Consider the following 15,060-nt stretch of genomic DNA (forward strand, 5'->3'; position numbering starts at 1 on the left):
CAGTTGTAATAGCTGGCTTCCGAAATAGCGGCCTCACGGCACACATCCTTGACGGTACGTCCGGCTTCGACGGACTTCAGAACGGCGATGATCTGGTGTTCAGTGAATCGGATCTTACGCATAGCGATCTCCTCAGGGGACATTATCAGTATGTCGGAAGATCTCTAAAAGTGAATGGTTCGTTTTGCCGGGATACTTACATATCCTCCTGGCTGATGATTGGAATTTTTACTGATGATAGAATGAGAGGGTGTACTAGAGGATGTGCCGTCAAGTCATAGCAAGCAAAAGATATTAACCATCATAAAAGTATCATATTGTTTTAATTGCCTGACAAAAATATTGTAGCGTTAAATAGGCAGCATTCAATGCCAGTTGAGAAGACTGTACCGATCCCCACCGCTGGCAGTGTTTTATTCTTATATTATTATTTCCTATGCCTGTATTATAATTATATTAAGTTTTCGTTTCACCATCTGCGTTTGTTAAACGTCAGCTTGGTCTTTTTCTGATCTTTAATATAAGAAATCAGAAAATAAACTGAAACAATCAACAGGATGGCAGCGACTGCTAAGAAAATTATGTTTGCCATAATGCGTACCAGAATGAAAGGAGTGTTATAAATCCATTTGCCTGCGACCTAATAGAGCATATGCAAAGGTATCTTTTGCCTGATTAACATACCCTGAATTTAAGAAAATTCCTATATGGTGTTTATGATTTTTTTCAGGAAAGTGAAAAAATCGTTTCTACTACTCAATGGCAAATCATGCCTCTAAAACGGTTCTTAATGTTAGTTTGATTGACCAGCTTTTGTTGTTTTTATGAGGTAATACCCTTCTTTTATTGTAATGGAAGTGGCTTGAATGATGATTATAAGTGCGTTTGTTTCTATTTTGTTGAGTTAATGCTTTGTTGATGTTTCCAGTTTGAAGACGAGTGATGCATACGTTGGTGCTATCAATAGCGCCTTAAAGGATATGACAGTTGCATAACTTTTTCGGTATAAAAAAGCCGCTATGGAGTCCCACTGCGGCTATAGATAAATCCACTACCTTACGTTGTTACGCCTTGTAATACGCCTTGTACCAGTCAACGAAGTTCTTAACTCCTTGCTTGACCGAGGTTTGCGGCCTGAATCCCACCATATCATACAGCGGCTTAGTATCCGCGCTGGTTTCAAGTACATCGCCTGGCTGAATCGGCATCATATTCTTCTCAGCCTTCATCCCTAAAGCCTCTTCCAGTGCAGTGATATAATCCATCAGTTCAACTGGTGAGCTATTACCGATGTTGTATACCCGGTAGGGCGCTGAACTATCAGCAGGTGAACCTGTTTCGACGGTCCATTCAGGGTTAGGTTGCGGGATAATATCCTGCATCCGCACAATGGCCTCAACGATATCGTCAATGTAGGTGAAGTCGCGCTTCATCTTCCCGTAGTTGTATACATCAATGCTCTTTCCTTCCAGCATGGCCTTTGTGAACTTGAAGAGCGCCATATCCGGTCGGCCCCATGGACCATAGACGGTAAAGAACCTTAGTCCTGTCGTCGGGATACCGTACAGGTGAGAGTAGGTATGGGCCATCAGTTCATTGGCTTTCTTAGTTGCCGCATAGAGAGAAACCGGATGGTCAACCGAATCGTCGGTTGAGAACGGCATCTTGCGGTTTAAACCATAAACTGAACTGGATGAGGCGTAGAGCAGGTGCTCAACTTTATTATGTCGGCAACCTTCCAGAATGTTCAGATAACCAATCAGGTTCGAATCAGCGTAAGCGAACGGATTTTCCAGGGAATAACGTACACCTGCCTGGGCGGCGAGATGGATCACTCGATTAAACTTCTCACTAGCGAAAAGTTGAGCCATACCTTCACGATCGGCCAGATCAATTTTGTGAAAACTGAACAGGGGAGATTGCAGTAAGTCCAGGCGAGACTGTTTAAGATTGACGTCGTAGTAGTCGTTCATATTGTCGATACCGACAACCTCATGACCCGCCTCCAGAAGGCGCTTGCACGCGTGAAAGCCGATGAATCCTGCGGCTCCAGTCACTAAAAACTTCATATCTATCCTCCGGGTTTGCTGTGCCCCGCTCAATATAATCATCGATTTTACACTGGCTTGCCGTGTGGATCACCCGCTTTCCCAGCGCAGGCTATGTTGTTGCTATAGATGTGGCCAGTTAGAAGGCCCCCAGAAGGTTCAAAGTCATGTGGTTATTGGTAAATAATAATTATTATCATCAAGAAATGAGATTAGCATTCAAATAATAACATTATGGTTTTTATGCTTTGAAGTGATTTATTTGTACATTGAATGCGCTATCAAAAGCGTTAAGCTGATGAGGTTTTATATTGTTAGAAATTATGTATTATCCGAGTGTTTCCGCAGGAATCATTCGTGAATTCTATTTGTTTGATTTTTTACATTATGTAACTTCCTGTTTATAATGGAGTTGTGTGATTTCTTTGTGATGCCCAATTGATTGTCTTTTATCATCCATTCTTTTTGTGAATCGATTATTAAGCTTTCCCATTTTTATTCTGACTAACCAGAGCTATACTATGCAGATAATTCATCTGTTTGGTGTATGTGTTGTTGGCGTATGATCTATCTATCCCATCTTCTGGAACATATCGTGAGCGTTTTACCCAAAAAGATAGCCGATCTGCTTTGGTCTGATGTTGTTGGCCAAAAGTGGAACTTGGTCTTATGTTGCAACTCCGCGGTTTATTCCACCATTCAGATTTTTTCTCAGGGTACTTCCAACACTGATATCAAGTCGCCTCGATTCACCCTCACTGCTGGTAACGGCAGGACCTTGTTATTACTAAATGAGAAAGTCCTGATAGATGTCCATCCTATAAACGGGGAGAGTATCTATCGTTTTTTGGCGGGTTGAATTTGCGGTTGTAGTTTGAAAACAGAGATATGGCAGCTGGCATATCTCTGTTTTTAGTTTTACTGAGCACTCAGGCAGGGCTTGCTAGCGACAAGTTAGTTAGCGCTGTTCTTACGAGGCTCGAGGATTAGCTTAACTGGTGTTGGCGCAGCTTCTGCGGCTTATACCGCGAAATTGTGGGCACAGCGATAAAGCCTGACGCGATTTGGTTGCGATAGCCAAGGGCGGTAGCGTGCTCAAAATATAGTCTGAAGTCAGATGTCTCCGGGTAATTGATAGTAAACAAAACGATTATTTATTTAAGGATTTTATCATGTTACTTCCTGTGATTATGGCTGGTGGCACCGGTAGCCGCCTGTGGCCGATGTCCCGTGAGCTCTATCCAAAACAGTTCCTGCGACTGTATGGACAGAACTCCATGTTGCAGGAAACCATCTCGCGCCTCTCCGGGCTGGATATCCATGAGCCCATGGTCATCTGCAACGAAGAGCATCGTTTTCTGGTAGCCGAGCAGCTGAGACAGCTCAATAAGCTGTCGAAAAATATCATCCTTGAGCCGGTAGGCCGCAATACCGCCCCGGCTATCGCGCTCGCGGCATTGCAGGCCACGCAGAATGGCGATGACCCGCTGATGCTGGTGCTGGCGGCTGACCATATCATTAATAATCAGCCGGTTTTCCACGACGCCATCCGCGTGGCGGAGCAGTATGCGCAGGCCGGCCACCTGGTGACCTTCGGCATCGTGCCGAATACCCCGGAAACCGGCTACGGTTATATCCAGCGTGGCGATGCGCTGGGGCAGGGGGAGCACACCCCTTACCAGGTCGCCCGTTTTGTCGAGAAGCCTGACCTGGAGCGTGCACAGTCCTATCTGGCCTCTGGCGATTACTACTGGAACAGCGGCATGTTTATGTTCCGGGCGAAAAAGTATCTCTCCGAGCTGGCGAAATTCCGCCCGGATATTCTGGAAGCCTGCACGGCCGCCGTCCGGGCCGCCGACTGCGGCAGCGATTTTATCAGTATCCCGCACGACGTGTTCAGCGTCTGCCCGGATGAGTCCGTCGACTATGCGGTGATGGAAAAGACCGCCGATGCGGTGGTGGTGGGGCTGGATGCGGACTGGAGCGACGTCGGCTCCTGGTCAGCCCTGTGGGACGTCAGCCCGAAGGATGAGCTGGGAAATGTGTTAAAGGGAGATGCCTGGGTACACAACAGCCAGAATTGCTACATCAACAGTGACGAAAAGCTGGTGGCAGCGATTGGCGTTGAGGACCTGGTGATTGTCAGCACCAAGGACGCGGTGCTGGTGATGAACAAAAATCGCGCCCAGGATGTGAAAAAGGTCGTTGAGTACCTGAAGAGCCACCAGCGCAGCGAATATAAACGTCACCGCGAAATCTACCGTCCGTGGGGGCGCTGCGATGTGGTGGTGCAGACGCCGCGCTTTAACGTCAACCGCATCACCGTCAAGCCGGGTGGGGCGTTCTCCATGCAGATGCATCACCACCGCGCCGAGCACTGGGTGATCCTCGCGGGCACCGGGCAGATAACGGTTAACGGCAAGCAGTTCCTGCTCACGGAGAATCAGTCGACGTTTATTCCCATCGGTGCCGAACACTGCCTGGAAAACCCGGGACGTATCCCGCTGGAAGTGCTGGAGATTCAGTCCGGATCCTATCTGGGCGAAGACGACATTATCCGTATTAAAGACCAGTACGGTCGTTGCTAACTTTTGCAGGACATTGATTCAGAATGACACAGCTTAATTGCTTTAAAGCCTACGATATTCGCGGCGAACTGGGCGAAGAATTAAACGACGATATCGCCTACCGCATCGGGCGGGCCTACGGTGAGTTCCTGAAGCCAAAAAAAATCGTGGTGGGCGGCGATGTCCGTCTGACCAGCGAGTCCCTGAAGCTGGCGCTGGCCAACGGCCTGATGGATGCGGGCACCGACGTGCTGGATATCGGACTGAGCGGCACCGAGGAGATTTACTTCGCCACGTTCCACCTGGGCGTGGACGGCGGCATTGAAGTGACGGCCAGCCATAATCCAATGAACTACAACGGCATGAAGCTGGTGCGTGAAAACGCGAAGCCCATCAGCGGCGATACCGGGTTGCGCGATATCCAGCGTCTGGCAGAAGAGAACCAGTTTGCGCCGGTTGACGCGTCCCGTCGCGGCACGCTGCGCCAGGTTTCGGTTCTTCAGGCGTACGTGGACCACCTGATGGGTTACGTGAACCTGGCCAATTTCACCCGTCCGCTGAAGCTGGTGGTGAACTCCGGCAACGGCGCAGCCGGGCATGTGATTGATGAAGTGGAAAAGCGTTTTGTGGCGGCCGGCGTGCCGGTGACCTTTGTTAAGGTACACCACCAGCCGGACGGCCACTTCCCGAACGGTATCCCGAATCCGCTGCTGCCGGAGTGCCGCCAGGACACCGCGGATGCGGTGCGCGAGCACGGTGCGGACATGGGGATTGCCTTTGATGGCGACTTTGACCGCTGCTTTATGTTTGATAACGATGCGGAATTTATCGAAGGGTATTATATCGTTGGCCTGCTGGCGGAAGCGTTCCTGCAGAAGCAGCCGGGCGCGAAGATTATCCATGACCCGCGGCTGACGTGGAACACGATGGATATCGTGACCCGCAGCGGGGGCACGCCGGTGATGTCGAAGACCGGGCACGCGTTTATTAAAGAGCGTATGCGCCAGGAAGATGCTATTTACGGCGGGGAGATGAGCGCGCATCACTATTTCCGTGATTTTGCCTACTGCGACAGCGGGATGATCCCGTGGCTGCTGGTGGCGGAGCTGCTGTGTGTGAAGAACAGCCCGCTGAAGGCGCTGGTGGCGGACCGGCAGACGGCGTTCCCGGCCTCGGGGGAAATTAACCGCAAGCTGGAGAATGCGGCGGCGGCCATTGCGCGCATCCGTGAGCGCTATGAGGCAGATGCGGTCAATGTGGACACCACCGACGGTATCAGTATTGAATACCCGGAGTGGCGCTTTAACCTGCGCAGCTCGAACACCGAGCCGGTAGTGCGTCTCAACGTGGAGTCAAAAGCTGATACCGCGTTGATGAAGGAGAAAACTGCCGAGTTGCTCAATATGCTAAAAGAGGAATCGCTTTGAGTCCGATGTTTTCAGCGATCTATCGCTATCGTGGTTTTATCATTGACAGCGTTAAACGAGACTTCCAGTCTCGTTATCAAACGAGTTTTTTGGGGGCTGCATGGCTGATTTTACAGCCTGTTGCCATGATTTCCGTCTATACTCTGATCTTTTCTGAGCTGATGCGGGCGCGTTTAGCCGGTATGGATGGCCCCTTTGCTTACAGCATCTATCTCTGTTCGGGAGTATTGACGTGGGGATTGTTTACCGAAACGCTTAACAATCTCGTCAACGTTTTTTTGTCGAATGCCAATATTCTCAAAAAACTTAGCTTTCCGCGCATCTGTTTGCCAATTATTATCACTGCTTCTGCATTTATTAACTTTTTGATCATATTTGGCCTGTTTGTACTGTTTTTGCTTATTACCGGTAATTTTCCAGGCTGGATCTTTTTCGAAATTATTCCGGTGTTGATGATACAGATGCTGTTTACTTTGGGCTTGGGCATTATCCTCGGGGTATTGAATGTTTTTGTCCGTGATGTTGGGCAATTTGTTAACATATTGCTCCAGTTTTGGTTCTGGTTCACTCCCATTGTTTATGTCTCTAAAACTTTACCAGAATGGGTTTCGGGACTGCTGGCGTATAACCCAATGGCAACAATTATAACGTCTTACCAGAATGTGATGTTGTACCACCAAAGCCCTAACTGGATGGCTTTGCTACCGGTAACCATACTATCCCTTATTCTGTTCTTATTTGCCTGGCGCCTGTTTAAGAAACACTCTGCTGATATTGTGGACGAGATTTGATCATGACCATTAAAGTTCAGAACGTCGGCAAGGCGTATAAATATTACTCATCGAAATGGTACCGGGTTATTGAGAAACTATTACCGGGTAATAAGTCGCGACACAGCAAAAAATGGGTACTCAAGGATATTAACTTTAACGTTGAACCTGGCGAGTCTATCGGCATCGTCGGGGTTAATGGCGCCGGGAAGAGCACCTTATTAAAATTGTTAACCGGCACGACTCAGCCTACTGAGGGGTCAATTGAAATTCATGGCCGGGTGGCTGCTCTTTTGGAGTTAGGGATGGGTTTTCATCCTGATTTCACCGGTATTCAGAATGTTTATATGTCTGGCTTAATGATGGGTTTAAATCGCGAAGATATCGAGCGTTTAATGCCGGAAATCGAGGCCTTTGCTGATATAGGCGACTATATAAACCAGCCGGTACGCATCTATTCGAGCGGTATGCAGATGCGTCTGGCTTTTGCGGTCGCCACTGCTTCCCGCCCGGATATTTTGATCGTCGATGAAGCCTTGTCCGTTGGTGATTCTCGCTTCCAGGCTAAATGCTATGCACGGATTGCTGATTTCAAAAAGCAGGGGACAACCTTACTGCTCGTATCTCATAGCGCCGGTGACATAGTTAAGCACTGCGATCGTGCTATCTTCTTGAAAGATGGTAATATTTGCCTCGATGGCACCGCGCGTGAAGTGACCAACCGTTATCTTGATGAGTTATTCGGTAAAGCGGACAAAAATGCTGCGCAAGTGGCTAAAAAACCAAAAAATAGTGACAGTGGCGTCCATATGTCACTTGATGAGGTTGCTGACGTTTTCCATACCCGCCCAGGCTATCGACCAGAGGAATATCGTTGGGGGCAGGGAGGCGCAAAGATCATTGATTATCATATCCAAAGCTCCGGAGTAGATTATCCACCGTCACTGACTGGAAACCAGCAGACTGACTTCATGATGAAAGTTGTCTTTGAATATGATTTTGACTGCGTAGTGCCTGGTTTGTTAATCAAGACCTTGGATGGCTTATTTCTCTATGGTACCAATTCCTTCCTGGCCTCGGAAGGTCGGGAAAATATTTCGGTATCACGTGGGGACGTTCGGGTATTTAAATTCAGTTTTCCGGTTGATTTAAATAGTGGTGACTATCTTCTGTCGTTTGGCATTTCAGAGGGGAGCCCGCAAACCGATATGACACCGCTCGATCGTCGCTATGACTCCATCATTTTGCATGTAACTAAGAGTATGGATTTCTGGGGTGTGATTGACCTGAAGTCGACGTTCAATAGTTACCAATGAAGATGAGAAAAAATATTCCATGACTACTAATACACATAAATTGGTTAGCGAATTACCTGAGATTTATCAGACTATTTTTGGGCATCCTGAGTGGGATGGTGATGCTGCACGCGACTGTAATGAACGGCTCGCGCTAATTAGTGAAGAATATGACAGCTTGTCCAGAGAGTTAGGCAGGCCGCTGCGGGTTCTCGATCTGGGCTGTGCGCAGGGATTCTTCAGTTTAAGTCTGGCAAGTAAGGGCGCCAGCGTATTAGGTATCGACTTTCTGCAACAGAACATTGATGTTTGCCAGGCGCTTGCTGAAGAAAATCCACATTGTGATGTTAGATTTCAAGTCGGGCGCATCGAAGACATTATCAGTACTCTGGAAGAAAACCAGTTCGATCTTGCCATTGGGCTAAGTGTTTTTCACCACATAGTTCATCTGCATGGGATTGCGGAAGTCAGAACGCTGCTAGAGCGATTGGCAAACCTGACGCAGGCGATGATTCTCGAACTCGCTGTTAAAGAGGAACCGCTGTATTGGGGGGAATCCCAGCCAGAAGATCCGCGTGAGCTTATTGAACAATGTGCTTTCTATCGATTGATTGGAATATTTGACACTCATCTGTCTAATATTTCACGTCCGATGTATATTATCAGTAACCACAGGGTTATTCTTCCTAAATTTAATCAGCCTTTTACTTCATGGCGCGACAGCCCTTATCGCGGGGCCGGTTTTGCGCATAAGCAGAGCCGTCGCTATTATTTCTCTTCTGAGTTCATATGTAAGTTCTATCGTTATAGTACGGTAAGTGGTTTACTAACTGATAAGGAGAGCGAGCGTAATCGTACAGAACTCGCTCATGAAGAAGATTTTCTCAAATCTCCGCCATCTGGCTTAAAAGTGCCGGCGTTGTTTACTTCCGGGGGGAATGAAGCAGCAGGATGGCTGGTAATGGAAAAAATACCCGGAGATCTGTTAAACGACGTTCTGTCCAGCGGACGGCATATTGATCGGGAAAAAGTTATTTCCGATCTTCTCGACCAGTTGGTTATTTTGGAAGAACATGGTCTGTATCATGATGATTTCAGAACCTGGAATGTTTTAATTGACGATAATGACAGCGCTCGTTTAATAGATTTTGGTTCGGTTGGACGTGTGCAACAAGACTGCAGCTGGCCAGTTAATATTTTCCAGTCGTTCATTATTTTTGTAAATGAAATGTTTAGTGAAAATAAATCCTGGGGAGGGTTCTGGCGTTCCGCCCCATTAAGCCCTTTCCAGTTGCCTGAACCATATTCAAATTGGTTAACAGCATTCTGGAAACATCCTGTTGGTGAGTGGAACTTTGCTTTACTCCAACAACTCTTTAATACCAAAGATACTCTACCGGCTGCGAGCTCCGCTATGGACGCTTCTGATCTATGGGTCCGGGCTCAGGAGCCCGTATTGTTGGAAGGTCAAACGCAAATACGCAATACGGATGCGCGGGTTGTCCGTCTCGAGTCGCAAATCAATGAACTCACATCCCTGATTAATATGATGGGTGAGAGTATTCAGACGCTTGAGAAGCGTGAGTATCCGCCACAAGACGTTATCACCGATGCACAGCACTGCGTCAAGGTTGAGCAGAGTCAAACCGTGGATTCTGAAGAGGTTATGCAACTCCATACTCAACTCAATGATGCGCGACAAGAAGTAGATAATCTCAGCCATGAAATCGCTAAAATCCATAATAGTCGCTCATGGAAAATGACGAAGTGGTATCGTTATGCTGGCATGCAGTACTATTTACTTCGCCAGTATGGCTTCAGGCAGCGTTGTAAGCATCTACTGAAACGAGTACTTGGTAAAATATTCTTTTTTTTGCGTGCACATCCACGGCTAAAGCAGAGCGTTATCAATCTACTGCATAAAGTTGGTATTTATGACTTTGCTTATCGTTTGCATCGTCGTATAAATCCTGGTTCACATAACCCTTATCAAAACGACTCACAAAATCAGTCACAGACTGAAAAACAGATATTACATCCAGAGTTATTGCCTCCGGAAGTTAATTCAATTTTTAGCGAGCTTAAAAAAAAGGGATAAGGTGAGTCACTTGCATATTTTGATTGATGTACAAGGATATCAGTCGGAAAGTAAATTCCGTGGAGTTGGTCGCAGCACTTATGAAATGAGTCGTGCGATCATAAAAAATGCTGGCCAGCATCGAGTCAGCATTTTAATGAACGGCATGTATTCGATTGACAGTATTAATGAAATTAAACATAGCTGGGGTGATATTCTACCGCAGGAAGAAATGTTTATTTTTTCAGCTGCGGGCCCGACAGCTCTTCGCGACCGTGAAAATCATCCGCGGAGTGTTGCCGCTAAACTAGCTCGCGATCTTGCTATTGCTAACATCAACCCCGACATTGTGTTTGTCATTAATTTCTACGAAGGTTTTGACGACAGTTACACCGTCTCAATTCCTCAAACTACAGTGCCGTGGAAGACAGTTTGTGTTTGCCACGATCTCATTCCGTTACTTAATAAAGAACGCTATCTGGGCGAACCGAACTTCCGTCAGTATTATCTTGATAAACTTGCTGAATATGAAAGGTCAGACGCTATTTTTGCTATTTCCAGATCATCCATGCAGGAAGTTATTGATTATACATCAATTCCTGCAGATAAGATTATTAATATTTCATCTGGAGTTAGCGATTTATTTAATATTACAGATTATACTCAAGACGATATCAATGCTTTACGTAACAAATATCATCTGCCTCAAGAGTTTATTCTCTCTTTGGCAATGATAGAGCCGCGTAAAAATATTGAGGCACTGATTCATGCGTATAGTTTATTACCGCATGCCCTGCAACAGAGTTATCCCTTAGTTTTAGCTTATAAAATTAGCACTGATGAAAAGGAAAGGCTGTACCGTGTTGCAGAGAACTATGGTTTATCCCGCAATCAGCTAGTTTTTACCGGTTTCTTAAACGACGGTGACCTTATTGCACTTTACAATTTGTGCAAAATTTTTGTTTTCCCCTCTGTACATGAAGGGTTTGGCCTGCCTCCACTAGAAGCTATGCGCTGCGGCGCGGCTACGCTGGGTTCAAATGTGACCAGCTTACCGGAGGTCATCGGTATGGAAGAGGCTTTATTTAACCCGCTGGATGTTCACGATATTTGCCGTGTTATGCAAAGGGCTTTGACCGATAATGAGTTCTACTCAGCGTTGAAAGCTCATGCTCCGACGCAGGCGGCAAAATTCACATGGGATCACACCGCGCAACTCGCATTAAAGGGATTTGAAAGGCTTGTGGATACGGCTTCTGCTTCAGAGCCTCTGGATATCATTAGTTTCACCACAAACACCATTAATCAAATTAAAAATATTGCGGAATTAGGTGAAGCCGAACGCTTACAAACAGCCTGGGCTATTACTCGTAACAGCTTTGCCACGCATCAGCGCAAGCTGCTGGTTGATATTTCTGTCCTTGTTGAACATGATGCAAAAACGGGGATTCAACGAGTTTCCCGCAGTATACTTAGTGAGTTACTGAAATCAGGCGTTGCTGGTTACACCGTCAGTGCGGTTTATTATCGACCGGGTGAATGCTATCGTTATGCCAACGAATATCTGAATGCCCATTTTAACGGTCAGTTCGGGCCTGATGAACCGGTACTGTTTACCAAAGATGATATTCTGGTTGCTACCGATCTGACTGCACACCTGTTTCCTGAACTTACTGCCCAGCTGGATTTTATTCGTTTATCCGGCGCCAGGGTTTGTTTTGTTGTGCATGATATCTTGCCTCTGAGAAGGCCGGAGTGGAGCGATGAGGGAATGCAGCGTGTTTTCCCCATTTGGTTATCCTGCATTGCGCAGCATGCTGACCGTCTGATTTGTGTTTCTGCAAGCGTAGCAGAGGATGTGAAATCGTGGATTGCTGAAAATGCCAACTGGGTTAAACCTAATCCATTGCTGCAGGTGAGTAATTTCCATCTTGGCGCCGACTTGGATGCCAGCGTTCCTTCTGTGGGTATGCCGGATAACGCGAATGACTTGCTGAATAAGATGGCTGCTGAACCCTCCTTTATTATGGTGGGAACGATGGAACCTCGCAAAGGCCATGCGCAGACGCTAGCGGCATTTGAGGAATTGTGGCGGCAGGGCAAGAACTACAATCTGTTTATCATTGGTAAACAGGGGTGGCATGTTGATGATTTATGTGAACGTTTACGTCACCACCCACAGCTAAATAAGAGATTATTTTGGCTACAAAATATTAGCGATGAGTTCCTTGCGAAGTTGTATGCTCAGTCTAGTGCGCTAATCTTCGCGTCTCTCGGCGAAGGGTTTGGACTACCATTAATCGAAGCCGCGCAGAAAAAATTACCGGTAATCATCCGTGATATTCCAGTGTTTATAGAGATTGCTCAAGATCATGCATTCTATTTCTCTGGTGAAGAACCTGGTGACATTTCAAAAGCGATTGAAGAGTGGTTGGATTTATATCAGAAAAACGCTCATCCTCGCTCTGAAAAAATTAACTGGTTGACATGGAAACAAAGCGCTCAATTCCTGGTGGAGAATCTTCCGGTAATTAAATCTGACGCGAATAATTAAACAATATTAATCGTGGTGGTATTCTGTTTCGCGGTCAAGAAATTTTATGAAAATTATATTTGCAACTGAGCCAATTAAATACCCACTAACGGGTATTGGTCGTTATTCCCTTGAGCTGGTAAAGAGACTTACGGTTGCCAGCGAAATTGAAGAGCTTAAGTTATTTCATGGCTCTTCATTTATTGACAGCATTCCACAGGTTGAAAATAAAACGGATGCCAGGGCCAGCAACCACGGTAAGCTATCGGCTTTTTTACGTCGCCAGCCATTATTTATTGAAGCCTACCGTATATTACACCCTCGTCGTCAGGCATGGGCTCTGCGCGATTATAAAGATTATATTTATCACGGTCCTAATTTTTATCTACCGCATCAACTGGAGCGGGCAGTAACCACTTTTCATGATATTTCTATATTTACACGCCCTGAATTCCATCCCAAAGAGCGGGTACGTTATATGGAAAAATCACTACGTGAAAGTCTGGCATCGGCAAAGCTGATTTTGACCGTGTCTGACTTCTCCCGCAGTGAGATTATTCGGCTGTTTAACTACCCCGCTGAACGGATTGTGACGACCCGGCTTGCCTGTAGCAGCGACTATATTCCACGCAGTCAGGCTGAGTGCTTGCCAGTACTGCAGAAATATCAGCTAGAGTGGCAGCGCTATGCGCTTTATATCGGCACTATGGAACCACGGAAAAATATTCGTGGTTTATTACAGGCCTATCAGCTACTACCGATGGAGACGCGTATGCGCTATCCGCTGATCCTTAGCGGCTACCGCGGGTGGGAAGACGATGCGCTGTGGCAGATTGTTGAACGCGGAACGCGTGAAGGATGGATACATTATTTGGGTTACGTGCCGGATGACGATCTCCCGTATTTATATGCGGCAGCCAGAACCTTTATTTATCCTTCATTTTATGAAGGATTCGGATTACCTATTCTTGAAGCAATGTCTTGCGGTATTCCGGTAGTATGCTCCAATGTAACTTCGTTACCTGAAGTTGCCGGGGATGCGGGGTTGTTATCGGACCCTAATGATGTAGATGCGATAAGCGCTCATATTTTGCAAAGTCTGCAGGATGAATACTGGCGGGAGATAGCAGTAGCGCGCGGTTTTATTCAGGCACAACAGTTTTCGTGGGAAACCTGTACGGCCCAGACGATCAATGCCTATAAATTACTCTAAGGGTGCAAGTTGAGAGTTTTACACGTCTATAAGACCTATTATCCGAATACCTATGGTGGTATTGAACAGGTCATTTATCAGTTGTGCCAGGGCAGCGCTCGCCGGGGAATTGCTGCCGACGTATTTACCTTTTGCCCGGATAAAAATACTGGGCCTGTGGCTTATGAAGAACATCAGGTCATCTATAATAAGCAATTGATTGAAATCGCCTCTACACCATTTTCCCTGAGCGCGTTAAAGCGATTTAATAAGATTAAAGATAACTACGATATCATTAATTACCACTTTCCATTTCCGTTTATGGATATGCTGCATCTTATGGCGCATCCCAAAGCGAAAACTGTTGTCACCTATCATTCCGATATTGTGAAACAGAAGCGGTTAATGAAATTATATCAACCATTGCAGGAGCAATTTCTCTCCAGCGTGGACTGTATTGTGGCATCTTCACCTAACTATGTTGCTTCAAGTCAGACGCTGCAAAAGTACCTTGATAAAACAGTAGTGATTCCTTTCGGCCTTGAGCAAAAGGATGTACAGCATAACCCGCAGCGCCTGGCCTACTGGCGTGAGAAAGTCGGCGATAGCTTTTTCCTGTTTGTCGGTGCATTCCGATATTACAAAGGATTGCATATTCTGCTGGAAGCCGCTGAACGTAGCCAACTGCCAATCGTGATTGTCGGCGGCGGGCCGCTGGAAGCGGAAGTTCGCCGGGAGGCGGAGCAACGTGGTCTGAGCAACGTCATTTTTACCGGGATGCTTGATGATGAGGATAAATATATTCTCTTTCATCTTTGTCGCGGGGTGGTTTTTCCCTCTCACCTGCGTTCAGAAGCTTTTGGCATTACCTTACTGGAAGGGGCGCGCTTCGCCCGCCCGCTGATCTCTTGTGAGATTGGTACCGGAACTTCGTTTATTAATCAGGATAAGGTCAATGGCTGCGTCATTCCACCCGATGATAGCGCGGCATTGGTTGAGGCGATGAACGAGTTGTGGAACAGTGATGAAACGGCTGCGCGCTATGGCGCTAATTCACGCCGTCGCTTTGAGGAGATGTTTACCGCAGAACATATGATTGATGCTTACGTTAATCTCTACAACACATTACTGGAAAAGAAATCCTGATTTCC

Annotated in this window: 11 protein-coding genes; 8 read left to right on the forward strand and 3 right to left on the reverse strand. The window is 46.6% G+C overall.

Annotated elements, in window-relative coordinates; genetic code table 11:
* The 3 genes from FN082_RS22720 to FN082_RS22735 all read right to left on the reverse strand — a co-directional run.
* Nucleotides 1-122: transposase (locus tag FN082_RS22720; RefSeq protein ID WP_142981504.1), on the reverse strand; the 122-nt coding region annotated here is incomplete at its 3' end.
* A 347-nt stretch (nt 123-469) separates the two neighbouring features.
* Entirely contained in the window at nt 470-592 is a 123-nt protein-coding gene (locus FN082_RS22730; protein WP_065809845.1) for a small membrane protein, read from the reverse strand.
* Between the two features lie 472 nt (nt 593-1,064).
* Complete coding sequence (locus tag FN082_RS22735; protein WP_142982418.1) at nt 1,065-2,069, reverse strand: NAD-dependent epimerase; 1,005 nt, start codon at nt 2,067-2,069, stop codon at nt 1,065-1,067.
* 1,151 nt (nt 2,070-3,220) lie between these two features.
* On the opposite strand from FN082_RS22735, the gene FN082_RS22740 reads away from it, so the two are divergent.
* From FN082_RS22740 to FN082_RS22775, 8 genes are read left to right on the forward strand one after another with little or no spacing between them, the layout of a single operon-like run.
* The gene (locus FN082_RS22740; RefSeq protein WP_142982419.1) at nt 3,221-4,636 is read left to right on the forward strand and encodes a mannose-1-phosphate guanylyltransferase/mannose-6-phosphate isomerase; all 1,416 of its coding nucleotides are present in this window, start codon (nt 3,221-3,223) and stop codon (nt 4,634-4,636) included.
* 23 nt (nt 4,637-4,659) lie between these two features.
* A complete protein-coding gene (rfbK, locus tag FN082_RS22745) occupies nt 4,660-6,042 on the forward strand; it encodes an O9 family phosphomannomutase RfbK (protein ID WP_142982420.1) in 1,383 nt (460 codons plus the stop codon).
* Between the two features lie 5 nt (nt 6,043-6,047).
* A complete protein-coding gene (gene wzm, locus FN082_RS22750) occupies nt 6,048-6,833 on the forward strand; it encodes an O9 family O-antigen export ABC transporter permease subunit (protein WP_023321275.1) in 786 nt (261 codons plus the stop codon).
* A gap of 2 nt (nt 6,834-6,835) precedes the next feature.
* Entirely contained in the window at nt 6,836-8,128 is a 1,293-nt protein-coding gene (locus FN082_RS22755) for an ABC transporter ATP-binding protein (RefSeq protein ID WP_142982421.1), read from the forward strand.
* Between the two features lie 19 nt (nt 8,129-8,147).
* Entirely contained in the window at nt 8,148-10,205 is a 2,058-nt protein-coding gene (locus FN082_RS22760) for a class I SAM-dependent methyltransferase (protein ID WP_142982422.1), read from the forward strand.
* 10 nt (nt 10,206-10,215) lie between these two features.
* A complete protein-coding gene (locus FN082_RS22765; RefSeq protein WP_142982423.1) occupies nt 10,216-12,738 on the forward strand; it encodes a glycosyltransferase family 4 protein in 2,523 nt (840 codons plus the stop codon).
* A gap of 46 nt (nt 12,739-12,784) precedes the next feature.
* Nucleotides 12,785-13,930, forward strand: a complete 1,146-nt coding sequence (locus tag FN082_RS22770) for a glycosyltransferase family 4 protein (RefSeq protein WP_142982424.1) — start codon at nt 12,785-12,787, stop codon at nt 13,928-13,930.
* 9 nt (nt 13,931-13,939) lie between these two features.
* Entirely contained in the window at nt 13,940-15,055 is a 1,116-nt protein-coding gene (locus FN082_RS22775; RefSeq protein ID WP_142982425.1) for a glycosyltransferase family 4 protein, read from the forward strand.
* Nucleotides 15,056-15,060 lie beyond the last annotated feature (5 nt).

Source organism: Klebsiella spallanzanii, from assembly GCF_902158555.1.
GTDB classification, from domain to species: Bacteria; Pseudomonadota; Gammaproteobacteria; order Enterobacterales; family Enterobacteriaceae; genus Klebsiella; species Klebsiella spallanzanii.